Here is a 23,132-nt window from a genome sequence, read left to right on the forward strand (position 1 = left end):
TTGGAGGATCGGTGCGCAACAACCATGTTCAGGAGCCCTTAGCCGGGACGATCTGCAGGTAAACCAACGTCAGCACGAGATTGACGAAGAAGAGAACCAGGAAGGTGATCACCACGGATTGGTTCACCGCGTCACCTACTCCTTTCGGTCCCCCCTTGGGATTCAAGCCTTTGTATGCGGCGATGACCCCGGCGAGCAGGCCGAATATCAGCGCCTTGATCTCACCGATCCACAGGTCCGGCAGCTGGGCCAGTGCGTTGAACGACGCCAGGTAGGCGCCGGGCGTGCCGCCCTGCAGCAGGACGTTGAAGAAGTAGCCACCACAGATGCCCACAACCGACACCATGCCATTGAGCAACAGCGAAATCAGCATCATGCCCAGGACACGCGGGACGACAAGGCGCTGGATCGGATCGATGCCCAGCACCTCCATCGCGTCGATCTCCTCGCGAATGGTGCGCGAGCCCAGATCGGCGGCCACGGCCGAACCCGCGGCGCCGGCGATGATCAGCGCAGTGACCACGGGTGCGGCCTGCTGGACGGTAGCCAGCACGCTCGTCGCACCGGTGAACGACTCGGCGCCGAGCTGTTTGATGAGCGAACCGGTCTGCAACGCCACCACGGCGCCGAACGGGATTGCCACCAGTGCCGCGGGCAGAATCGACACACTCGCGATGAACCACGACTGCCCGATGAACTCGCGCCACTGGAACGGACGGACGAACGTCTTACGGGCAACACTCAGTAAGAGCGCAAAGATGTTTCCGGCCTGTGCAAAGCCCGACTCGACCGGGGTGCGTAGCCGCGTCAGGGTCTGATTCACGGTCGCGTATGTTACCCGTTAGTCGGGTTGTGTCGCACGGTGGCCTCGGTCGCGTTGCCCGGGTATTGTGCTGGGTTTCCGGAGTAGGCGGGCAACACTTGTGTATCGCCGTTCTCCTCCATGGATTCCTGGATCGCGACCTGGGCCGCATGCGGCAGGGTATGCATGATTTCCATGACCCTGCGGCGACGGCGATCGACGCCTTGGCGCACCGGCATACCGGGCGTGGCCTTCATCTGCGGGATGATGCCCTCGATCTCGTCGGTGCCGTTGTCGTAGTGACCCGCCTCGGCCAGAGCCTGCTCGCGGGCCATCTGGGCCTCGTCCTTCTCCTCCGACATACCGATCGGACCGACCATGTAGCCGTTGAGGAACTGCTTGACCACCGGCTCCTCCGAGGTGAGCAGCACCTCGCGCGGGCCGAACATGACCAGCTGGCGGCGGAACAGCATGCCGATGTTGTCCGGGACCGAGCGGGCCAGGTTGATGTTGTGCGTGACGATCAGGATCGTCGCGTCGATCTGCGCGTTGATATCGATCAACAGCTGCGAAAGATAGGTGGTGCGCACCGGATCCAGGCCCGAGTCCGGCTCGTCGACCAGGATGATCTGCGGGTCGAGCACGAGCGCACGGGCCAGGCCGGCGCGTTTGCGCATACCACCGGAGATCTCGCCGGGCAGCTTGTTCTCCGCGCCCAGCAGACCGGTCAGTTCGAGCTTCTCCATGACGATCTGGCGGATCTCGGATTCGCTCTTCTTGGTGTGTTCGCGCAACGGGAACGCGGTGTTGTCGAACAGATTCATCGAGCCGAACAGCGCGCCGTCCTGGAACAGCACACCGAACAGCTTGCGAATTTCGTAGAGCTCCTTGTTGGAGCAGGTGGTGATGTCGGTCCCGTCGATGAAGATCGACCCGCGCTCGGGGCGCAGCAGGCCGATCAGCGACTTGAGGAACACCGACTTACCGGTACCCGACGGGCCCAGCAGGGCGCTGACCTCGCCGGACGGCAGCGTCAGGGTGACATCCTGCCAAATACGCTGGGAGCCGAAGGATTTGGTAACACCCTCGGTCCGGACTTCGACGCCCACGCCAACCTCCACTATTTCTTCGCTACGAGCGACCCCCCGACGCGCCGAGCGACCGATCGAAAGGACTCGACCGGAAACCGCCGCCGAGCTGGGGCGATCCATCACAGAGCGATGTGACGCGTCGCACTGGGTGCGGTCACTGTATCGCATGAAATCCAGCAATCCCAGACCAACCTACCGGTGAGTAAGAAGTAATCTACTCCTTTTTATTGCCTCGGCAGATCTGACCTGCGAGAACGTGTTTCAATCAGGAAAACGCCGAGGCGGGCGGCTCCCCCATAGGGAACCACCCGCCTCGTGAGGTTTCACACCGGGGGTTTCAGAGCAAACCTCCAGGTGAATCCTAAATGCCTTCTGTCCCGGGGGTTTCAGGGGTGAAGCCCCATGAGAGTCCGAGAGTTGGAGACAGTCCTACTTGACCGAGACCTTGGCGCCGGCCTCTTCCAGCTTCGCCTTGGCAGCCTCGGCGGCATCCTTGGCGACCTTCTCCAGGATCGGCTTCGGGGCGCTCTCGACGAGGTCCTTGGCCTCCTTCAGGCCCAGGCCGGAGACGATCTCACGCACGACCTTGATGACCTGGATCTTCTTGTCGCCGGCGCCCTCGAGCACGACGTCGAACTCGTCCTGCTCCTCGACGGCGTCGACCGGAGCAGCGCCACCGGCGGCAGCGGCCACCGCGACCGGAGCAGCGGCGGTAACCTCGAACTTCTCCTCGAACTTCTTGACGAAGTCCGACAGCTCGAGCAGGGTCATGCCGCCGATGGTCTCCAGCAGCTCGTCAACGTTGGCCATGTTGGCTTCCTTTCGATGTAATTCCCGCGTGAACGGGAAAAGTATTGGGGTGGTGGGTTATTCGGCGGCGTCGACCGGAGCGGCTTCGCCGCCGGCAGCGCGCTGCTTGTCCTCGAGCGCGGCGAACAGGCGCACGACCTGCCCGGCGGGCGCGGCGAACAGACTGGCAGCCTTGGACAGGTTGCCCTTCATGGCGCCCGCCAGCTTGGACAGCAGGACCTCGCGGGACTCCAGGTCGGCGATCTTCTCGACCTCGGACACGGACAGCGGCGCGCCGTCCATGTAGCCGCCCTTGATGATCAGCGACTTGTTGTCCTTGGCGAAGGTCTTGAGCGCCTTCGCGGCGTCGACCGGCTCACCCTTGATAAAGGTGATGGCGGTCGGCCCGACGAACAACTCATCCAGGCCAGTGACGCCGGCCTCGGCCGCCGCACGCTTGACCAGGGTGTTCTTGGCGACGGAGTAGGTGGCGTTATCGCCCAGGGCACGACGCAGCTCGGTGATCTTGCCGACCGACAGGCCACGATATTCCGTGACAACTGTGGCGGTAGAGCCCTTGAAATGCTCCGTGATCTCCGCGACTTCCTCGACCTTCCAGCTTTTAACCATACTTCGCCTCCTCTCTGGATGTCGGTTCGAATATGTTTCGTCGTCCCGGCGAACCAGGACCCAGCTACCGATTCACGCAAGAGGTGGCGGTACGAAAAACGCCCCGAACGCAGAGCGTTCCGGGGCGCACAAGAATTCACGGACCTCGAGCCCGTAGCCTTCCCGACCTCGGCTCTCCCTGCGTGGGCCGCCAGCGATAACGCCGGACCTTCAGCTGCCTGCACTGGAACCAGCACCGGCAGCGACCAACGGTCTTCGGTAGAACGATTGGGGGTGATCGCCGGACGAGCCAACGACCGTCGACCAGCATAGCAGCGACCTGTCTATCCAGCCAAAACGAGGTTCCGGCAAAGACTCGGACCCTCTTGTCATCCCGGCATACTGTTGGCCGTGATCTCGAAACACGAAGGGCCGGTACGAGATTCGTACCGGCCCTGACGAGTCTTACGCGACTACGCGTCCTCTTCGGTAAAGTTGCGGGTGCGGTTCGGGTCCACCGGGATGCCCGGGCCGGTGTTCGTCGAAATCGTCACCTTCTTGACGTAGCGGCCCTTCGCGGTGGAGGGCTTCACACGCAGGATCTCCTCGAGCGCGGCGCCGTAGTTCTCCACCAGCTTGGCGTCGTCGAAGGACGCCTTGCCGATCACGAAGTGCAGGTTGGCCTGCTTGTCGACGCGGAAGTTGATCTTGCCGCCCTTGATGTCGTTGACGGCCTTGGTCACATCGGGGGTGACCGTGCCCGTCTTCGGGTTCGGCATCAGGCCTCGCGGGCCGAGCACGCGCGCGATGCGGCCGACCTTGGCCATCTGGTCCGGGGTGGCGATCGCGGCGTCGAAGTCCAGCCAGCCGCCCTGGATGCGCTCGATCAGATCCTCGGCGCCCACGGCGTCCGCACCGGCGGCCTCGGCCTCGGCGGCCTTGTCGCCGACCGCGAACACGATGACGCGGGCGGTCTTACCGGTGCCGTGCGGCAGGTTGACGGTGCCGCGGACCATCTGGTCGGCCTTGCGCGGGTCGACACCCAGGCGCACGGCGACCTCGACGGTGGCGTCGGTCTTCTTGGTGGAGGTCTCCTTCGCCAGGCGCGCGGCCGTCAGCGGGGAGTACAGCGCGGCGCGGTCGACCTTGGCGGCCGCCTCGAGATAAGCCTTGCTTCGTTTTGCCATGATTATCTGTCCTGTTCTGGAGTCAGCAGTGGTACGGGACTGGCCGTCCCTCCCACCTTTCGTCATCCCGGCATACGTGTGGCCGGGCGGCGAATCAGTCGGCGACGGTGATACCCATCGAGCGAGCGGTGCCCGCGATGATCTTCGACGCCTGATCGAGATCCTTGGCGTTCAGATCTTCCTGCTTGGTCTTGGCGATCTCCCGGATCTGATCCATGGTGACCTTCGCGACCTTGGTCTTGTGCGGCTCGGCCGAACCCTTCTGCACACCGGCGGCCTTGAGCAGCAGCCTGGCGGCGGGGGGGGTCTTCAGCTTGAAGTCGAACGAGCGGTCTTCGTAGACCGTGATCTCGACCGGGATGACGTTGCCACGCTGCGACTCGGTCGCGGCGTTGTACGCCTTGCAGAACTCCATGATGTTGACGCCGTGCTGGCCCAGCGCGGGACCGACCGGCGGAGCCGGGTTCGCGGCGCCGGCCTGGATCTGGAGCTTGATGAGCCCAGAGACCTTCTTCTTCTTGGGGGGCATCTTTCTTCCTTGGTTAGGTTCCTTACGAATTCCCGTAAGCCTTATCCGGGATGTGCGCCCACGGCCCAGCCGAGACGCAACCCGACAAGTCTAGTAGGCGACCGACCAGGGCAACGAATTGCCCCGGCGTCAGATCTTGGAGACCTGGGTGAACGAGAGTTCGACCGGGGTCTCGCGACCGAAGATCGACACCAGCACCTTGAGCTTCTGCTGCTCGGCGTTGATCTCGGAGATGCTGGCGGGCAGCGTAGCGAACGGGCCGTCCTGCACCATGACCGACTCGCCGATCTCGAAATCGACCTCGATGGCCGGCTTGGTCAGCGGCTCGACGGCCGAATCGGAGGCGGCGGCACCCGCCGAGGCGGCGGGCTTCTTCTGCTGCTGATCGGCCGGGACCAGGAACTTCACCACGTCGTCGATGGACAGCGGCGAGGGACGCGAGGTGGCGCCGACGAATCCGGTGACGCCCGGCGTGTTGCGCACCGCGCCCCACGATTCGTCGTTCAGATCCATGCGGACCAGGATGTAGCCCGGCAGCACCTTGCGCTGCACGTTCTTGCGCTGGCCGTTCTTGATCTCGGTGACCTGCTCGGTGGGCACCTCGACCTGGAAGATGTAATCCTCGAGGCCGAGGTTCTGCACGCGAGTCTCGAGGTTGGCCTTGACCTTGTTCTCGTAACCGGCATACGAGTGGATGACGTACCAGTCGCCGGGCGCGCGACGCAGCGCGGCCTTCATCGCGGCGACCGGGTCGATCGTCTCGTCGGCGGATTCGGCGGGTGCGGCAGGTGCCTCCTCGACGGGCTCGGCCTCCGGGGCCTCGTCGACCTCCGGCGCGGCGAATTCCTCCACGTCGTCGATCGCGAATTCCTCGGTTGTGCCGTTCTCCGGGGTGCTCACTGCGCACTCGCTCCTTGTGTCGTCACTAACTTCCTCCGTGCGTGCCGGAAATGGACTATACCTATTCCCACCTGGGTGGGATGGTATCCGGCGCCGACGGTCAGCTAGCCGAACAGCCAGTTGACACCCTTGATGAGCGCCAGATCCAACCCGGCGATGAACGCAACCGTGAAGATCACGAACACCAAGACCACAGTCGTATAGGTGACCATCTGCTTGCGGTTCGGCCAGATGACCTTGCGCAGCTCCTGGAAAACCTCTTTCAGGAACTTCACCAGGCGTTTGAGCGGATTACCACCGCCCTTGGCCGTCTTCTTCTTGTCGGACGGCTTGGACGTCTTCGGCTTGACCGCGTCGTCCCGGGAACCGCGCTCGATCGTGGCGACCGAACCCGTGTCGTGTTCCGACGAGGCAGTGCGAGCCCGCCGAGACGACCGCTTGCCGCTCGGACGAGTCACCGCGTCGGTGTCATCGTCATCGGACACGTCGATCCTCTCTCGTCGCTGGCGTGCTGACCCTTTCGAGCGACCTGCAAGCAGTCACTACGAGTGCAGGGGCGACAGGACTTGAACCTGCAACCTGCGGTTTTGGAGACCGCTGCTCTGCCAATTGAGCTACGCCCCTTCGGCTGGATCTATTCCAGCACCGTGCTATTCAGTTGTCTTGCATGCAGTTGTACACGCCTGGCACACAACACGCGCGCCGCCCCTGCGGTTACCGGCCCCGACGAACTATCCGCCGGAAACCAGCCCCTTCAGAGCAGCGCGCAGCGGCTGGTGATCCCCAGAGTCCCGAGTGTACGGTACGCCGCCCGCGCATTGCCAATCCGGGTGGTCGGGCGGCGAAACACCTCAGCCCAGCTGCACTGTCGCCGTCGCGCGCCCGAAGATCTTGCGCCCTTCGGACTTGGCGACGATCGCGACGACGGCGGTGCGAGTCTCGGGATCGACCGACTTGATCTTGCCGGAGTACTCGATCTCGGCCGGCCGATCGGCGCCCACGTAGACCGGGCTGGTGAACCGGACGTTGTACTCCTTCATCGCACCCGGATCGCCCAGCCACGAGGTGACGAAACCGCCGCCCAAGCCCATGGTCAGCATGCCGTGCGCGACCACGTTGTCCAGGCCGACGAGCTTGATCACGTCGTCGCTCCAGTGGATCGGGTTCGCATCGCCCGAGACACCCGCGTAGTTGACCAGATCGCCGCGGGTCAGCCTGACCACGCGCGTCGGCAGTTCGGCCCCCACGACCGCGTCCTCGAAACGCACAGCGTGCTTACTGGGCCGCACCTCCGGGACGCTGGCGACCGGCACCGGCGGCTCGCTGACCGGCGGCGTGGCGCGCTGCTGATCGTCCGGCCCCTGCCCGATCCCGTGCATCAGCAGTCCGCGCACGGCCTGGTCGATATTCGGGTCGACATCACCGCCGCTGCGCCCGACCAGGGTGGTGTAGGTCGTCATCACCAGCTCGTCGCGCGAGGTGACGATGTTCTTGGTCACGATCATGTCCGCGCCGCCGGGGGCCTGGCGGAACGAGTGCAGATACACGTCGCACACCAGCTGGTCGCCGACCCGGATCGGGCGGTGGAATTCGAGAATCTGGTCGGCCTGCATGATCTGGCTCAGGTCATAACCCGTCACGATCTGCTCGAACAGCTTCTGCTGGGCCAGGATGCCGACCAGCGAGATGAAGGTCACCGGCGCCACCATGCCGTCGTAACCGTATTCGGCGGCGGCGGCCTCGTCCCAGTGCACCGGGTGGTAGTCCTGCACGGCGCGGGCATATTCGCGCACCTTCTCGCGGCCGACCTCGTAGTAGTCGTCGACGCGGTAGTGGTGACCGACCATGGCCGCGGCGTGGGCCGCAGGATCGAACTTCTCCTCGGTGGGCGCGGCAGTGTCGGCTTGTGTTGTCACGGAGGCAAACCCTATCTGACCCGTTTACGGGATCGGCCGGAGCGCCGACGACCACGGATACGCCAAATGCCGGAGCGGGATTAAACCCTGCTCCGGCAGTGAAGATCGGCTCTCGTCACGACGCACGCGGGGACCTGGCGGCTACACGAGCTTCCTGTTCGGTCCGTCACCGGCGTCGCGCGCGGAAGTCGCACGCGAGTTGGAATACTAGCGAGATTCGCGGTGCGCGCGGTGCGTGCCGCAGTTCGGGCAGAACTTCTTCAGTTCCAGCCGATCCGGGTCGTTACGCCGGTTCTTCTTGGTGATGTAGTTGCGGTGCTTGCACTGCTCGCAGGCCAAGGTGATCTTTGGCCGGACATCAGTGGACTTCGCGGCCACGATATGCCTTCTTTCGGGTCAACCTGACGGGGAGGTATCGGTTGTTGTAGCGATGGCCGGACTTGAACCGGCGACACAACGATTATGAGTCGTTTGCTCTACCGACTGAGCTACACCGCCATAGGGTCGGCTTGCGATGGCGCCCGGGCCCTGGAGATGCCGACGGTCACCACCGGCAATCCGGCGAGCCCCCTAACGGAATCGAACCGTTGACCTTTTCCTTACCATGGAAACGCTCTGCCGACTGAGCTAAGGGGGCATGGCAACTCGCGCTCCTGATGTCGATCACTCACATCCGGGGCGCCGAAGCCTTGAACGAGGTTACACACTGACAAGCCCTCTCACCAAACCGTGAGGTCAGGCCCGGTTTCGCCGATCATCGCAGCGGGTGGCCGGATGCGGTGAAACGAAAGACCCCCCGTGGACTGGTCCACGGGGGGTCTTCGGTGGCGGATGAAGGATTCGAACCTCCGAAGCTTGCGCGGCTGATTTACAGTCAGCTCCCTTTGGCCGCTCGGGCAATCCGCCGAACACGCTCGATGAGCGCGCAGAGCAGAATACAACGATGAGGACCCCTGGATGCAAACCGGCAGGCCAGGGGCGTATTCTCAGGCCGTTCGCGACGATAACACCGATACGTTGACGGCGATAACGACAAGCTGGTCGAACGAACTAGCGCGCGGTCGTTCGCGCCAGTAGCGTCGAACCTCAACCCCCTAGTGAGACAGGAGCGCAGTGTGGCCGATTCCTCATTCGATGTCGTCAGCAAGGTCGACCGGCAGGAGGTCGACAACGCCCTCAACCAGGCCGCCAAGGAGTTGAACACCCGCTACGACTTCCGGGGCACGGAGGCGAGCATCGAGTGGTCCGGTGAGGAAAAGATCGTGCTCTCCGCCGCGTCGGAGGACCGCGTCAAGGCCGCCTTGGACGTGTTCAAGGAGAAGCTGATCCGCCGCGACATCTCGCTCAAGGCCTTCGAGACCGGCGACCCGCAGGCCTCGGGCAAGGTGTACAAAATCACCGGCACCCTGGTGCAGGGCATCTCGTCGGAGAACGCCAAGAAGATCGCCAAGAAGATCCGCGACGAGGGCCCCAAGAGCGTCAAGGCCCAGATCCAGGGTGAGGAACTGCGCGTCACGAGCAAGAACCGAGACGACCTCCAGGCCGTCATCTCCCTGCTGAAGAACGGCGACTTCGAGGTGGCCCTGCAGTTCGTCAACTACCGCTGACGGACCTCACCGTCAGTGCCGGGGGCCGCCCGCCATCGCCTCCAGCCGGGCGATTCGCTCGGCCATGGGCGGGTGTGTCGAGAACCAGCGAGCCATGCGGTCGCCGGCCCGGAACGGGTTGGCGATCATCAGGTGTGATTGCGCGGTGAGCTGCGGCTCCGGCGGGAGAGGAGCCGCGGCCACGCCGCGCTCCAGCTTGCGCAGCGCCGAGGCCAGTGCCAGCGGGTCGCCGGTGAGCTGCGCGCCGTCCTGGTCGGCCTGATACTCACGCGAGCGCGATACGGCCAGTTTGATCAGCGTCGCGGCGATCGGGCCGAGCAGCGAAACCAGCAGCACGCCGATAACGCCCGGACCTTCGCCGTCGCGGTTGTTGCCGCCGCCGAACATGCCCGCGAAGAAGGCCAGGTTGGCCAGGCCGGAGATCACCGCGGCCAGCGCACCGGCCACCGAGGAGATCAGGATGTCGCGGTTGTACACATGCGACAGCTCGTGCCCCAGCACCGCGCGCAGCTCCCGCTCGTCCAGGATCTGCAGGATGCCGCTGGTGCAGCACACGGCCGCGTGACGTGGGCTGCGACCGGTCGCGAAGGCGTTGGGTGCCGCGGTCGGGCTGATGTACAGCCGCGGCATCGGCTGGCGCGCGGCGGTGGCCAGTTCGCGCACGATCTTGTAGATGACCGGCGCCTCGAGTTCGGACACCGGCTGGGCGTGCATCGCCCGCAGGGCCAGCCGGTCGCTGTTGAAATAGGCGTAGGCGTTCATACCGACGGCCAGCACGATCGCGATCACCAAGATCGTCGGGTTACGGAACAGCGCGCCGATGACTACGATCAGCGCGGACATACCCACCATCAGCGCGAAGGTCTTGAATCCGTTCGCAAAGCCACCGTGCATCGCCGCCACCTCTCACCGAAATGCGTTACACCAGGTCAACGACTGACAACGGGATCAGGTTTCCGAACTGCGGCAGATCCTGCTCACAAACTCGCACGATACATCGACAACGTAACCACCGGAGAACGCGCCCGGCGGCGAAGGATGGGAACTTCCAGGCGGGTGCGGATCCAGCTCTAGCCGACCCGTTCGATGGTGTAGCGGACCAGTCGCTCGAGGGCCTCGTTGGCCGGGCCCGAGGGCAGGGCGGACAGCTCGGCGTGCGCGATATCGGCGTAGCCGTGCAGCTTCTCCTTGGCCAGCACCATGCCGCGCGAGCGCGACAGCAGATCCAGCGCCTCGGCCACCTCCGCATCGGATTCGAGGGGTTGGGCAAGCAACTTGCGCAGCCGGTCGCCCTCGGCGCCCTCGTCGCGCAGCGCGTAGAGCACCGGCAGGGTATGCACACCCTCGCGCAGATCGGTGCCCGGCGTCTTACCGGACTGCTCGGACGCCGAGGAGATATCGATGATGTCGTCGGAGATCTGGAATGCGGTGCCGACCGCATCGCCCAGCCGCGCCAGCCGTTCGACGTGATCGCGATCCGAGCCGGAGAACGTGCCGCCGAACCGCCCGGACGCGGCGATCAACGATCCCGTCTTCTCCCACACCACCCGCAGGTAGTGCTCGACCGGATCCTGGGACTGCTGGGCGCCGAGAGTCTCGCGCATCTGCCCGGTGACCAGCTCGGCGAAGGTCTCGGCGATGATCCGCACCGCGTCGGGGCCCAGGCTGGACACCAGCCGGGAGGCGTGCGCGAACAGATAGTCGCCGGACAGGATGGCCACACTGTTGCCCCAGCGCGAATTCACGCTGTCCGCGCCGCGCCGCATGGACGCCTCGTCCATCACGTCGTCGTGGTAGAGCGTGGCCAGATGGACCAGCTCGACCACGGTGCCCGCGGTGATCAGATCCGGACTGGTCGGATCCGGGCCCAGTTGCCCGGTGAGAATCGTGAACAGCGGCCGGAATCGCTTGCCGCCGGCGCGCGCCAGATGCAGCGCGGCCTCCAGCAAGAATTCCTCCCCGTCCGACAGCTCGGCGATCATGAGCTTCTCGACCTGGGCCAGACCGTTGCGCACGGTCGACGCGAGCTCGAGGTCACCGAGGTCCACCCCGCCAACCACAGTGCCCTCATCACCCTGTGCCCAATGGTCGCTCCGCTGCGCTCCGCTCTGGGCCGATGCACTCATTCCGTCTCCCACTGCCGCGTCTGTCCCCACACCCAAGAACCTAGCGGGTAATTCCCAGCGTTGACCGTTGGCATCCCGGGTTACCGAGCGAGTTGTCGCTTTGGCAGCCAATTACACACCCCAACGATAAGAAAAGCTGTGACCGCTGTGACACGCCACAGACGACCCGGCCCGCCCGTCGAGCGCTCGGCGACCTGATACACCGCGATTCACCGAGTGCTGCGAGTATTGACCGCATGGGTTCTCCGGGTGACGTTCCACTGCCAGCGCACGCCGATGTGCTCGTCGTGGGTGCGGGTCCGGCGGGATCGGCGGCCGCCGCGTGGGCGGCCCGGGGCGGCCGCGAAGTGCTGCTCACCGATGCGGCGGTATTTCCGCGCGACAAGACCTGCGGGGACGGCCTGACCCCGCGCGCGACCGCGGAGATGGAGCATCTGGGCCTGGGCGAGTGGCTGCGCGGGCATACGGTCAACCATGGACTGCGGATGGCGGGATTCGGGCGGGAGGCGCTGCTGCCCTGGCCGGGCGGGTCGTTTCCGGCCTATGGGAGCGCCTGTCCCCGGATGGAACTCGACGACAAATTGCGGGAGACCGCGGTGCGTTGGGGTGCTCGCATGGCCGACGGGGCACGGGTGGTGAGCGTCGCACGCGACGGCGATCGGGTCACCGGAGTTTCGGTACAGACCGGTAGTGATGTGCGGGAAATCACCTGCCGGACATTGATCGTTGCCGATGGCGTCCGGTCGCCGGTCGGAAAAATGCTGGGCCGCACCTGGCATCGGCGATACGCGTACGGCGTGGCCGCCCGCGCCTACATCACTTCCACGCGCAGTGATGACGAATGGATCACCTCGCATTTGGAATTACGCGATGCCGACGGCGCCCTCGTGCCCGGATACGGCTGGGTGTTCCCGCTCGGCAATGGCGAGGTGAATATCGGCGTCGGTTCGCTGGCAACCGAGCGCAGGCCGTCCCATATTTCCCTGAAACCACTTCTTCAGCACTATATTTCGCAACGTCGCACGGAATGGGAATTCGAGGGTTCGGCGCGGGCGGTGGCCTCGGCGCTACTGCCGATGGGCGGGGCGGTCTCGGGAATCAGCGGACGTAATTGGGCGCTGGTCGGCGACGCGGCGGGATGCGTGAATCCGCTCAACGGGGAGGGCATCGACTACGGCCTCGAGGGTGGGCACCTACTGGCCGGGCTGCTGGACGAACCCGATCTGTCCACGGTGTGGCCGGATCTGCTGCGCGCCCGCTACGGCCGCACGTTCTCCGTCGCCCGGCGCATCGCCGGCCTGGCCACCCACCCGCGCATGGTGCCCGCCGGCGGGCCGCCGATGATGCGTTCGAAGCTGTTGCAGCACACAGCGGTTCGCGTGATGGGCAATCTGGTCACCGAGGAGGACGCCGACCTGACCGCCCGCCTGTGGCGCACTGCGGGCCGCGCCTCCCTGCGATTCGACGAACTCGCCCCCTTCACCTGATGGCCGCCGCGCGGGATGCCGAGCGGCCCGGCCACGCCGGGCCCGGATCGTCCCGCCGCCCGGCGGTCCCGGAGGATCTGCTCCCCCACCTGCGGCGGGCGAAGGATCTGGCCGATCGCCACTACGCCGAACCGCTGGACCTGGACGGGCTGGCCGCCGCGGCCGGTGTGTCCAAGTACCACTTCCTGCGGTGCTTCGCGGCCACCTACGGTAAGACGCCCGCGCTGTACCTGGCCGAGCGGCGCATCGAGCGGGCGCAGGATCTGCTGCGCGCCACCAACGTCACGGTCACCGAGGCCTGCATGCTGGTCGGCTACAGCAGCCTGGGGTCGTTCAGCCGCAGGTTCACCGAACTGGTCGGCATGTCACCCTCTGCCTATCAGGCGAAGTTCGTCGCGCAGGGTGCGCCGCATATCCCGGGCTGCTACGTGTTCATGCACGGCCTGTCCGATCGCCGGTAGATTCCGCAATTTCGGAGAAGCGGGCCCGGGGCGCGGCCCCATAGCCTGAGCTCATGACGACCATCACCCATGTCTCACTGGCCACCGTGTACGTGACCGACCAGACCGAGGCCAAGAACTGGTACATCGACAAGCTCGGCTTCGTGGAAACCACCGACGTCACCATGGGCGACAACGGTTTCCGCTGGGTCACCATCGCCCATCCCGACCACCGCGAACTCGAGATCACGCTCATGGTCCCCGGGCCGCCACTGAGCGAGGAGCTGGCCGGGGTCATCCGCCGCGCACTGGCCGACGGCACGCACGGCGCGCTGGGCCTGGCCACCGACGACTGTCACAAGGCATTCGAGGAGCTGACCGCCAAGGGCGTGGAGTTCATCCAGCCGCCGTCGGAGCGGCCCTACGGCGTGGAGGCGATCATCCGGGACAACTCGGGGAATTGGCTCGTCCTGGTCGAGCAGCGGGAGTACACCGGCGGTGATTTCGGGCCCGGCGCACAGTAGTAGTCGGCCCCGTCATTCCCGCATGCTTTTGGCGGAAACCCACTGGTGCACAACGGTCCCCGTGGATCCCGGCCAAGAGCACGCCGGGATGACAAGGGACCTACGCCGGGGTGCCAGGGGCAGCTACACCAAGAGACAGGGCACCGATCAGGCGTCGGCCCTGGCGGCGAACCACTTCTGGATGAATTTGCGCTCGCTCTCGACCACGCGGTGCTGCACCTGCTCGGCCAGCGGCTCGATCGCCCCACCGACCAGCGGCACCTTCACCGCCACGGTGCCGGCCACCTCGACCTCCGACCCCTCTGCGGTAGAACGCATCTCATAGGTTCCGGCCATTTCGGTGGTGATGCCCTGCGACGTGGCGGCGAAGGTGCCGCGCGCGCTCTCACCGTCCAGCGGGCCCCAGTTGTCGGTGCGTTCGAGCACGAGATCGTTCTTGAGCACCTTGCGCACGATCGCCGGAATCTTGTCCGGTCGCGCCTTTTCGGTCATCCGGATGTGGATGGTTCCCGGACCGTCGGGATGCGACAGGTTCAACGTGGCGGTCTCGGCCCCCTCGAAGCGGGACTGCCACAACTCGTCGCTGGTGATCGCCCGGTGAAGCTCCTCGACCGGGACGCTGTATGACACGGTGAAGCTGAATTTTCGGGACATGGGCGCACACGCTATCGGAGCCATGCAATAGCCTGGTGACGTGTCGGAAACCAGCCAGTCTGCTCACCGGCGTTCGACCCGATTGCGGCGGATCCGGATCGGCGTGCTCATCGCCGCGACGGCGATCAGCGTGCTGTCGATCCTGCTGGTCCTGGCAGCCTGGCGCGACGACATCACGATCAACTCCGATAAGGGCACGGCCAGTGCGGAGGTCCTCTCGGCGGGCCGGTTACGCTCGGCGGTGACCTTCGTCACCCCCGACGGCGTCACCCACAACCCCCGTCTCGGCGTCCTGTACCCCACCAAGCTGACGGTCGGCGAACGAATCAACGTCGAATACAGCCGAGCCGACCCGGAGCTGGTCCGCGTAGCCGGCCGCGACGCCCGCGTAGCGATCATCCCGTGCCTGTCGGTAATCGTGGTGGTATGGCTGATAGCACTGCCGACGCTATGGATAGTGCGTCGAGTTCGCCTACTCGCCGCCCCTCCGCGCCTCCAGCCAGCAACCGAACACCATTGACCATCGTTTATGCGTGCGATGCCAAAGAAACCACCACGGTCGAGACAGCGGCAAGCTGCCGGGCACCCCCAAAATCGGCTCGGCCACCAGCCGCCACCACGCATGCACAACGGTCAACGGCTCTCAGCCGCGCGCTGAGTCGCGGAGAGGCGGAACCGAACCACCACGGTCGAGACAGCGGCAAGCTGCCGGGCACCCCCCAAAATCGGCTCGGCCACCAGCCGCCACCACGCGTGCACAACGGTCAACGGCTCTCAGCCGCGCGCTGAGTCGCGGAGAGGCGGAACTGTTTGCCGGATTTTCGGTTGCCTGTCACGCATGTGTGACTGCTGTGAATCGCCCGAAGATCACACTTGAAGTGTGCGTGTAGCGATCGTTTCGGAGTCATTTCTGCCGAATATGAACGGCGTCGTGAACTCGGTGCTTCAGGTCCTCAACCATCTGGACCGGCACGGCCACGACGCGCTGATCATCGCCCCCGATACGGTGCACGGCCAGCCGCCGGCGCCGCGTACCCACGGCCGGTTCCCGGTGGTGCGGGTGCCCGCGGTGATGGCGCCGAAGATCAGTTCGCTGCCCGTCGGGCTGCCGCAACCCGGCATCACCGCGGCGATCGAGCGATTCGACGCCGATATCGTCCACCTCGCCTCGCCGTTCCTGCTGGGCGCCGGCGGGATGTCGGCCGCGCTGCGCCTGGATCTTCCGGCCGTCGCGGTGTACCAGACCGACGTCGCCGGATTCGCGCAGAGCTACGGACTCGGACCGGCGCGCCGGGCGGCTTGGGCGTGGACCCGGCGGATCCACCAGCGCGCGGCCCGCACCCTCGCGCCGTCCACGGCCGCCGTGGAAGACCTTGTCGAGCACGGGATTCCGCGAGTGCACCGGTGGGCGCGCGGCGTGGATATCGCCCGCTTCAACCCCTCGGCCCGGCGCGCGGAGCTGCGCGAGGCCTGGGCCGCTGACGAGCGGCTGGTGGTGGGCTTCATCGGGCGCCTGGCCCCGGAGAAGCATGTGGAGCGGCTGGCGGTCCTGGACGCCGTCCCGGATGTGCAGTTGATCATCGTGGGCGACGGCCCCGAACGGGCACGTCTGCAACGCATGATGCCCTCGGCGATCTTCACCGGCGAACTGGGCGGCGGGGAGCTGGCACAGGCCTACGCCAGCCTGGATGTCATGGTTCACGCCGGTGAGCACGAGACGTTCTGTCAGGTCGTCCAGGAGGCCCTGGCCAGCGGCGTGCCGGTCGTGGGCCCCGACGCGGGTGGCCCGCGCGACCTGATCGCCCACTGCCGCAACGGATATCTGCTTCCGGTCGACCGATTCAGCGAGTTGCTGCCCAGCGCCATAGCCTCGCTCCAGGATCCGAACCTACGCACCCGATTCGCCACCGCCGCACGCAAATCCGTCCTGCACCGAACCTGGCCCGCGATCTGCGCCGAACTGATGGGCCACTACGCCGAGGTACTGGACTCAGGTCCCGCCCAGATCTCCCGAACCGCCTGAGTTCGGCCGCCGACCTGTCTCCCCATCACCGAGAACACTCTGTTCTGCCTGGCTCGATCGCCGAGATCTTCACCGCGTGGGTCACGCGGACGACCGGTCATACCCGGCCGCCGGGTACCGGTTAGGGTCGGGACGTGGCGAAAACAGAGTCGTTTCGGGCCTCGCTGGACAAGCAGCCGCGCGAGGTCGCGTCGATGTTCGATGGGGTCGCGAAGCGGTACGACCTGACCAACACCGTGCTCTCCGCGGGGCAGGACCGATACTGGCGGTGGGCCACACGCAAGGCGCTGATGTTGCGGCCGGGCGAGCGAGTGCTGGATCTGGCGGCCGGTACGGGGGTGTCCACCCTGGAGTTCGCCAAATCCGGGGCGTGGTGCGTGGCCGCGGACTTCTCGCGCGGCATGCTCGAGGCCGGGAGATTCCGCGCCGTGCCGATGGTTGCCGCGGACGGTACGGCGCTGCCGTTCGCCGACGAATCCTTCGACGCGGTCACCATTTCCTACGGGCTGCGCAATATCTCCGATTCCGATGCCGCGCTGCGCGAGCTGCTACGGGTGACCAAACCGGGCGGACGACTGGCGATCGCCGAATTCTCCACACCGGTATTCGGGCCGTTCCGCACCGTGTACATGGAATATCTGATGAAGGCGCTGCCGCGGGTGGCGCGGGCGGTCAGCAGTAATCCGGACGCCTACGTCTACCTGGCCGAATCCATCCGGGCCTGGCCCAATCAGCCGCAGCTGGCACTGCGGATCGCCGACGCCGGCTGGTCCTCGGTGAAATGGCGCAACCTGACCGGTGGCATCGTGGCACTTCATCGCGCGTACAAACTCGGCTGAGTAGCACTCGCACGGCCCGGTTTCCACCGGAATTCGCCGACTTTCGGTGACTTCGCTCACTCCTCACAGTGCCGTGGGGCGGCGGTGCGGAGCTTCGTCACCTGTCGATAACGTTCGGTAAATCCGGCGCAATGGGCAGTGGAGATGATCAGCTCATGCCGGAAAAATCCGCGGGCCCCACGAGTATCGACACCACGTGTTCGTACTGTGGCGTGGGCTGCGGAATAACGGTCGAGACCACCCGCGACGAGCAGGGCGCACCCGTCATCGCCCGAGTTCGCGGCACGAAGCCGCATCCGGTCAACGCGGGCCGCCTGTGCACCAAGGGCGCGGCCCACGCGGAGCTGATGCGCACACCGGGCCGGATGAGTACCGCGTGGCGGCGTCCCGAACGGGGGCGTGAGCCCGAGGCGCTGGGGATCGACGAGGCCGTGCGCGACGCGGGTGCGCGGCTGCGGGCGATTCTCGACGAGCACGGGCCCGACGCGATCGCGCTCTACGTTTCCGGCCAGATGTCGCTCGAGGCGCAATACCTGGCCACCAAGCTGGCCAAGGGGCATATCCGTACGGTGCACATGGAGGCCAATTCGCGGCTGTGCATGGCCAGCGCCGGGACCGGATACAAGCAGTCCCTCGGCGCGGACGGTCCGCCGGGATCGTACGAGGATCTCGACAACGCCGATCTGTTCCTGGTGATCGGCGCGAATATGGCCGACTGCCATCCGATTCTCTATTTGCGCATGGCCGATCGGCGCAAGAGCAGCGGGGCCAAACTCATCGTCGTCGACCCGCGCCGCACCGAAACCGCCAAGGACGCCGATCTTTTTCTGCAGATCGCACCCGGCACCGATTTGGCGCTACTCAACGGGATATTGCATCTCCTGGTCGAAAACGGCGATATAGACGAAGAATTCATCGCCGCACACACCCAGGACTGGGAGGCCATGCCGGAATTCCTGGCCGACTACCCGCCGCAGCGAGTCGCCGAGCTGACCGGCCTGGCGCAGGACGACATCCGCACGGCCGCACGGTGGATCGGCGAGGCCGGAGAGTGGATGTCGCTGTGGACGATGGGCCTGAACCAGTCCACGCACGGCACCTGGAACACCAACGCGCTGTGCAACCTGCACCTGGCCACCGGCGCCATCTGCCGGACCGGCAGCGGTCCGTTCTCGCTGACGGGCCAGCCCAATGCCATGGGCGGCAGGGAGATGGGCTACATGGGCCCCGGCCTGCCCGGCCAGCGCAGCGTGCTGTCCGAGGCCGATCGCGCCTTCGTCGAAACCGCCTGGGGCATCGCGCCGGGCAGCATCCGGACCGAGGCCGGACCCGGCACCATCGAGATGTTCCACAGCATGGCCGACGGGAAGATCCGGGCCTGCTGGATCATCTGCTCCAATCCCGTTGCCTCGGTCGCCAATCGCAAGACCGTCATCGCCGGGCTGGAGGCCGCGGACCTGGTGATCGCCCAGGACGTGTACACCGAGACGGCCACCAACGCCTATGCGGATGTGCTGTTGCCCGCCACGCTGTGGGCCGAATCCGAGGGCGTGAGTGTGAATTCCGAACGCACCGTGAGCCTGCTGCAACGCTCGGTCGACCCGATCGGCGACGCGCGACCGGACTGGCAGCTGATCGCGCAGGTGGCCATGGCAATGGGATTCGACGGCTTCGACTTCGCCTCCAGTGCAGAGGTTTTCGAGGAGATCCGCGGATTCGCCAACCCCGCCACCGGATACGACCTGCGCGGCATCACCTACGACGGATTGCGGGAGGGGCCGATGCAGTGGCCGTGTCCCGACCCTGCCCAGCGCCGCAACCCGATTCGCTATCGCAACGACGGCGTGAGCCAGAGCCCGCACACCGACTCCTCCGGGCGCCGGCCGGAGCTGGCGTTCGCGACGCCGAGCCGCCGGGCGGTGTTCTGGCCCCGGCCGCATATGCTGCCCGCCGAGATGCCGGACGACGACTATCCGTTCGTGCTCAACACCGGTCGTCTGCCGCATCAGTGGCACACCATGACCAAGACCGGCAAGATCGCGAAACTCGACAAGCTGAACGGTCAGCCCTTCGTCGAGGTACATCCGGACGACGCCGAACGGCTCGGTGTGTCACCCCAGGACCGGCTCGAAATCACCTCTCGCCGTGGGCGAGCCGTCCTGCCGGTGCAGATCAGCGATCGGGTGCAGCCGGGCGTGTGCTTCGCGCCGTTCCACTGGAATGACGAGCAGGGGGAATATTTGACCGTCAACGCCGTGACCAGCGATGCGGTCGACGCCGACTCGCTGCAGCCGGAATTCAAGGCCTGCGCGGTCGCGTTGCGACGCGTCGCGGTGGAACCCGCGGCGCCCGCGGCGGAACCGTCGGCCCCCGTCCACTCGAACGGTGCGGCGGCGCACCCGCTGGCCCGCATGCTGGGGCTGGACACCGCCGCGGCGCCGATGCTCAGCGATACCGAACGGATCTACCTCGGTGGCTATCTGGCCGCGCTGAACACGATTCCGGTGCAGGGCCAGCCGGTGCTCCCCGACTCCGCGCCGATCTCGCAGCGCAGTCGCGTGTGGATCAACGGGATGCTCGCGGGCATGTACTCGCGGACCGCCGCAACCTCCTCGGGCATCGAGATCGGCGACGGCATGACGGCTACCGGCGATCTACCGGACGCGACCACGCAGACCGCACGCCCGATCACCGTGCTGTGGGCCTCACAGACCGGCACCGCCGAGGAGTTCGCCGCCGAGGCCGCCCAGCGACTGTCCGAATCCGGGTACGCGCCACAGCTGGTGGAGATGAACTCCTGTGCGGTCACCGAGCTCGCCGGCGACGCCCTGGTGATCACCAGCACCTTCGGCGACGGCGGACCTCCGGACAACGGCGCGGAGTTCTGGGAGCAGTTGTCCGACGGCGCGATCCGGCTGCCCCGCCTGCGCTACGCGGTGTTCGCGCTCGGCGACTCGTCCTTCGACGATTTCTGCGGCCACGGCCGCAAGCTCGACGAGGCCTTCGCGAGATCCGGTGCCACCCGGCTGCTTCCGCGCGTCGACAGCGAACCCGATCACGAGACGCAGTCGTCGCGATGGCTCGACGACGTACTCTCCGCGCTCACCGAGACCGGGGATGGACAGGCTTCGACCGCGCCCGCGGGAGGACCGACTCACGCGCCCCTGCTGCCCGATACCGGCGGCACGGCTCGTAGCGGCGTAGCGGTACTCGATCCTGTTCTGGTCCAGCCGGTTTCGCAGCCCGGCGCTCGGACCCGCACGCAGGCCCCGGCCTTCACTCGCGGCGCCCCGGCCCTTGCCCCACTGGTCCGCAACGAACTGCTGTCCAGCCCCGGCTCGGCGAAGGAGGTGCGGCAGTTCGGATTCGACCTGCGGGACCAGGACGCGGCCTACGAGGTCGGCGACTCCCTGGGCATCTGGCCGGTCAACGACGAGGCGCTGGTCGCCGAATGGCTCGAGGTGAACGGCCTCGACGGGCAACGGACCGTCGAACTCGACGGCCGGGAACTCCCGCTCGCGCAGGCGCTGCGCACCCACTACGACATCACCAGGGTCAGCCGCGACCTGCTGACCTTCGTCGCCGCGCACAATCCGAGCCCGCGCCTGGCCAAGCTGATGCGCCGGGACAACGGCATCGAGATGGACAGCTACCTCTGGGACCGTCAGGCGGTCGACATGCTGCGCGATTTCCCGGTGCGCGCCGACCCGATCGAGTGGCTCGACGTGCTGAAAAAACTTCAGCCACGGCAGTATTCGATCTCCTCCAGCCCTCTGGTCAGTCCGCACGAGGTGCAGCTGACCGTCGGGGTGGTGCGCTACGGCGGGGAGCAACCCCGCCGCGGCGGGGTCTGCTCGACCTATCTGGCCGACCGGGCGCAGCAGGCGGCGGTGCCCGTATTCCTCCAGCGCGCACCGCATTTCCGGCCACCGCTGGACCCGGACGTACCGATGATCATGGTGGGACCCGGCACCGGAATCGCGCCGTTCCGGGGATTCCTGCACGAGCGGCGCGCGCTCGGCGCGCGCGGGCGCAATTGGCTGCTTTTCGGCGACCAGCACGCCGCGGACAACTTCTACTACCGCACCGAACTCGAGGACATGTTCCGCGACGGCTTCCTGACCCGGTTGGATCTGGCCTTCTCGCGCGACCAGCGGGAGCGGATCTACGTGCAGCACAGAATGCTCGAGCACGGCGCGGAGCTGTGGTCCTGGCTGCAGGCCGGCGCGCACGTGTACGTCTGCGGCGACGCCGCCCGCATGGCCCGCGACGTCGACCATGCCCTGCTGACCCTGATCCAGGACCACGGCAAGCTTTCCGCCGACGCCGCCGCCGCGTACAAGAAGCAGCTGACCACCGAGAAACGCTACGTCCGCGACATCTACTGATTCGCTCGCTCAGACCGCAGGCGGATTCAGCCTGGCGAAGTCCGGCAGGCGGTAGTACGGATAGTACGGATACGGCGGGGTCGTGGCGCTGGCCTTGTCCAGACGGGCGATCTGCTCGGCGTCCAGTTGCCAGCCGACCGCGCCGAGGTTCTGACGCAACTGATTCTCATCGCGCGCCCCCACGATCACCGTGGCCACCGTAGGGCGTGACAGCAGCCAGTTGAGTGCGATCTGCGGCACCGTGTGGCCGGTCTCCGCGGCGATCTCGTCCAGCACGTCGACCACCGTGTAGAGCAGTTCGTCGTCGACGGGCGGACCGGCCTGCGCGGTCTTGTGCAGCCGGCTGCCCGCCGGAAGCGGTTGCCCCCGGCGGATTTTCCCGGTCAGCCGCCCCCACCCCAGCGGGCTCCACACCACCGCGCCGACGCCCTGGTCCAGGCCCAGCGGCATCAACTCCCACTCGTAGTCGCGCCCGGCCAGCGAGTAGTACACCTGATGCGCGACATAACGCGGCAGCCCGTGCCCGTCGGCCACCGCAAGGGATTTCATCAGCTGCCAGCCCGCGAAGTTGGATGCGCCGACGTAACGGATCTTCCCCGCGCGGACCAGATCCCCGAGTGCCGACAGTGTCTCCTCGACCGGGGTCCCCGCGTCGAAGGCGTGCAGCTGGAACAGGTCGATGTAGTCGGTGCCCAGCCGGCGCAGCGCGGCCTCCACCGCGCCGATCAGTCGCGCGCGACCCGAACCCGCCTCGTGCGCCCCGGGCCCGGTGGGCAGGGATGCCTTGGTGGACAGGAGCACTCGATCCCGCCGGCCCCGGATGGCCTCGCCCAGCACCTGTTCCGAGGCGCCGTCGGAGTACACGTCCGCCGTGTCGAACATGCTCACACCCGCCTCCAGCGCGATATCGACCATTGTGCGGGCCTGCCGCGCATCGGTATCGCCCCACGCGGCGAACAGCTCGCCGCGACCGCCGAAGGTGCCCGCGCCGAAGGTGCCCGCGCCGAAGCTGAGCGCCGGAACCATGAGGCCCGAAGCCCCCAACCGCCGATAATGCATGCCTATCCGCCTCTCCGCGACTTCAGCGCACGGCTGAGAGCCGTTGACCGTTGTGCATGCGTGCCGGCGGTTTACTGCCTGTCCGATTCTGGGGGTACCCGGCAGCTTGCCGCTGTCCGGACCGCAGTTGTCGCCTTGACCTTCACATGCTTAACGGGAATT

22 protein-coding genes and 4 tRNA genes are annotated in these 23,132 nt (G+C 66.3%); 8 read left to right on the forward strand and 18 right to left on the reverse strand.

The annotated features are described in order from the left end of the window. Nucleotides 1–28: 28 nt before the first annotated feature. From JZ791_RS20035 to JZ791_RS20100, 14 genes are all read right to left on the reverse strand, one after another. Nucleotides 29–823 (reverse strand): MlaE family ABC transporter permease, encoded by a 795-nt coding sequence (locus JZ791_RS20035; RefSeq protein ID WP_216896687.1) that lies wholly within the window; start codon nucleotides 821–823, stop codon nucleotides 29–31. 11 nt (nucleotides 824–834) lie between these two features. Next, nucleotides 835–1,911, reverse strand: a complete 1,077-nt coding sequence (locus JZ791_RS20040; protein ID WP_216896688.1) for an ABC transporter ATP-binding protein — start codon at nucleotides 1,909–1,911, stop codon at nucleotides 835–837. 411 nt (nucleotides 1,912–2,322) lie between these two features. After that, nucleotides 2,323–2,703: a 50S ribosomal protein L7/L12 gene (gene rplL, locus JZ791_RS20045; RefSeq protein WP_216896689.1), complete on the reverse strand. Its 381-nt coding sequence runs from the start codon at nucleotides 2,701–2,703 to the stop codon at nucleotides 2,323–2,325. Between the two features lie 57 nt (nucleotides 2,704–2,760). Further along, nucleotides 2,761–3,312: a 50S ribosomal protein L10 gene (gene rplJ, locus JZ791_RS20050; RefSeq protein ID WP_216896690.1), complete on the reverse strand. Its 552-nt coding sequence runs from the start codon at nucleotides 3,310–3,312 to the stop codon at nucleotides 2,761–2,763. 452 nt (nucleotides 3,313–3,764) lie between these two features. Continuing rightward, nucleotides 3,765–4,478, reverse strand: a complete 714-nt coding sequence (gene rplA / locus JZ791_RS20055; RefSeq protein ID WP_216896691.1) for a 50S ribosomal protein L1 — start codon at nucleotides 4,476–4,478, stop codon at nucleotides 3,765–3,767. A gap of 94 nt (nucleotides 4,479–4,572) precedes the next feature. After that, entirely contained in the window at nucleotides 4,573–5,007 is a 435-nt protein-coding gene (gene rplK, locus JZ791_RS20060) for a 50S ribosomal protein L11 (protein ID WP_216896692.1), read from the reverse strand. A gap of 129 nt (nucleotides 5,008–5,136) precedes the next feature. Then, nucleotides 5,137–5,907 (reverse strand): transcription termination/antitermination protein NusG, encoded by a 771-nt coding sequence (gene nusG, locus JZ791_RS20065; protein ID WP_216896693.1) that lies wholly within the window; start codon nucleotides 5,905–5,907, stop codon nucleotides 5,137–5,139. A gap of 104 nt (nucleotides 5,908–6,011) precedes the next feature. Beyond that, nucleotides 6,012–6,392: a preprotein translocase subunit SecE gene (gene secE / locus JZ791_RS46560; protein WP_308163000.1), complete on the reverse strand. Its 381-nt coding sequence runs from the start codon at nucleotides 6,390–6,392 to the stop codon at nucleotides 6,012–6,014. A gap of 66 nt (nucleotides 6,393–6,458) precedes the next feature. Beyond that, a tRNA-Trp gene (locus JZ791_RS20075) sits at nucleotides 6,459–6,531 on the reverse strand. Between the two features lie 227 nt (nucleotides 6,532–6,758). Further along, nucleotides 6,759–7,754: a fused (3R)-hydroxyacyl-ACP dehydratase subunits HadA/HadB gene (locus tag JZ791_RS20080; protein WP_216896725.1), complete on the reverse strand. Its 996-nt coding sequence runs from the start codon at nucleotides 7,752–7,754 to the stop codon at nucleotides 6,759–6,761. A gap of 276 nt (nucleotides 7,755–8,030) precedes the next feature. Continuing rightward, nucleotides 8,031–8,201 (reverse strand): 50S ribosomal protein L33, encoded by a 171-nt coding sequence (gene rpmG, locus JZ791_RS20085; protein WP_011211653.1) that lies wholly within the window; start codon nucleotides 8,199–8,201, stop codon nucleotides 8,031–8,033. A 47-nt stretch (nucleotides 8,202–8,248) separates the two neighbouring features. Continuing rightward, nucleotides 8,249–8,321, reverse strand: a tRNA-Met gene (locus JZ791_RS20090). 66 nt (nucleotides 8,322–8,387) lie between these two features. After that, nucleotides 8,388–8,460: transfer RNA gene (locus JZ791_RS20095), tRNA-Thr, on the reverse strand. Nucleotides 8,461–8,648: 188 nt separating this feature from the next. Continuing rightward, a tRNA-Tyr gene (locus JZ791_RS20100) sits at nucleotides 8,649–8,729 on the reverse strand. A gap of 209 nt (nucleotides 8,730–8,938) precedes the next feature. Here JZ791_RS20100 and JZ791_RS20105 point away from each other — a divergent pair. Then, nucleotides 8,939–9,430, forward strand: coding sequence for a YajQ family cyclic di-GMP-binding protein (locus JZ791_RS20105; protein ID WP_216896694.1), 492 nt, complete (start codon nucleotides 8,939–8,941; stop codon nucleotides 9,428–9,430). A gap of 12 nt (nucleotides 9,431–9,442) precedes the next feature. Here JZ791_RS20105 and htpX read toward each other — a convergent pair whose 3' ends face one another. After that, nucleotides 9,443–10,324, reverse strand: a complete 882-nt coding sequence (htpX, locus tag JZ791_RS20110; RefSeq protein WP_216896695.1) for a zinc metalloprotease HtpX — start codon at nucleotides 10,322–10,324, stop codon at nucleotides 9,443–9,445. 176 nt (nucleotides 10,325–10,500) lie between these two features. After that, on the reverse strand, nucleotides 10,501–11,556 hold the full coding sequence (locus JZ791_RS20115; RefSeq protein WP_216896696.1) for a polyprenyl synthetase family protein: 1,056 nt from the start codon (nucleotides 11,554–11,556) through the stop codon (nucleotides 10,501–10,503). Between the two features lie 236 nt (nucleotides 11,557–11,792). Here JZ791_RS20115 and JZ791_RS20120 point away from each other — a divergent pair, with 236 nt between their 5' ends. Genes JZ791_RS20120 through JZ791_RS20130 form a run of 3 tightly spaced genes read left to right on the forward strand, consistent with a single transcriptional unit; the run spans nucleotide 11,793 to nucleotide 14,007 of the window. Further along, nucleotides 11,793–13,043 carry a geranylgeranyl reductase family protein gene (locus tag JZ791_RS20120; protein WP_216896697.1) on the forward strand — a complete coding sequence of 417 codons (1,251 nt, stop codon included), beginning with the start codon at nucleotides 11,793–11,795 and terminating at the stop codon, nucleotides 13,041–13,043. Continuing rightward, nucleotides 13,043–13,504 (forward strand): helix-turn-helix transcriptional regulator, encoded by a 462-nt coding sequence (locus JZ791_RS20125; RefSeq protein WP_438804542.1) that lies wholly within the window; start codon nucleotides 13,043–13,045, stop codon nucleotides 13,502–13,504. Before JZ791_RS20120 ends, JZ791_RS20125 begins: the two co-directional genes overlap by 1 nt. 53 nt (nucleotides 13,505–13,557) lie before the next feature. Continuing rightward, the gene (locus tag JZ791_RS20130) at nucleotides 13,558–14,007 is read left to right on the forward strand and encodes a VOC family protein (RefSeq protein WP_216896698.1); all 450 of its coding nucleotides are present in this window, start codon (nucleotides 13,558–13,560) and stop codon (nucleotides 14,005–14,007) included. Between the two features lie 147 nt (nucleotides 14,008–14,154). On the opposite strand, the gene JZ791_RS20135 is transcribed toward JZ791_RS20130, so the two are convergent. Beyond that, nucleotides 14,155–14,661 (reverse strand): DUF2505 domain-containing protein, encoded by a 507-nt coding sequence (locus tag JZ791_RS20135; RefSeq protein ID WP_216896699.1) that lies wholly within the window; start codon nucleotides 14,659–14,661, stop codon nucleotides 14,155–14,157. 40 nt (nucleotides 14,662–14,701) lie between these two features. Between JZ791_RS20135 and JZ791_RS20140 the strand changes: the two genes are divergently transcribed. The 4 genes from JZ791_RS20140 to JZ791_RS20155 all read left to right on the forward strand — a co-directional run bounded on the left by JZ791_RS20140 (nucleotide 14,702) and on the right by JZ791_RS20155 (nucleotide 21,911). Next, nucleotides 14,702–15,181, forward strand: a complete 480-nt coding sequence (locus JZ791_RS20140; protein ID WP_216896700.1) for a DUF3592 domain-containing protein — start codon at nucleotides 14,702–14,704, stop codon at nucleotides 15,179–15,181. Nucleotides 15,182–15,541: 360 nt separating this feature from the next. After that, nucleotides 15,542–16,684 (forward strand): glycosyltransferase family 4 protein, encoded by a 1,143-nt coding sequence (locus JZ791_RS20145; RefSeq protein ID WP_216896701.1) that lies wholly within the window; start codon nucleotides 15,542–15,544, stop codon nucleotides 16,682–16,684. A 134-nt stretch (nucleotides 16,685–16,818) separates the two neighbouring features. Next, on the forward strand, nucleotides 16,819–17,523 hold the full coding sequence (locus JZ791_RS20150; RefSeq protein ID WP_216896702.1) for a demethylmenaquinone methyltransferase: 705 nt from the start codon (nucleotides 16,819–16,821) through the stop codon (nucleotides 17,521–17,523). Between the two features lie 155 nt (nucleotides 17,524–17,678). Further along, the gene (locus JZ791_RS20155) at nucleotides 17,679–21,911 is read left to right on the forward strand and encodes a bifunctional nitrate reductase/sulfite reductase flavoprotein subunit alpha (protein ID WP_216896703.1); all 4,233 of its coding nucleotides are present in this window, start codon (nucleotides 17,679–17,681) and stop codon (nucleotides 21,909–21,911) included. A 9-nt stretch (nucleotides 21,912–21,920) separates the two neighbouring features. On the opposite strand, the gene JZ791_RS20160 is transcribed toward JZ791_RS20155, so the two are convergent. Continuing rightward, entirely contained in the window at nucleotides 21,921–22,970 is a 1,050-nt protein-coding gene (locus JZ791_RS20160) for an aldo/keto reductase (protein WP_216896704.1), read from the reverse strand. Nucleotides 22,971–23,132: the final 162 nt, after the last annotated feature.

It is taken from the genome of Nocardia alni (assembly GCF_019038435.1).
Taxonomy (GTDB): Bacteria; Actinomycetota; Actinomycetes; order Mycobacteriales; family Mycobacteriaceae; genus Nocardia; species Nocardia alni.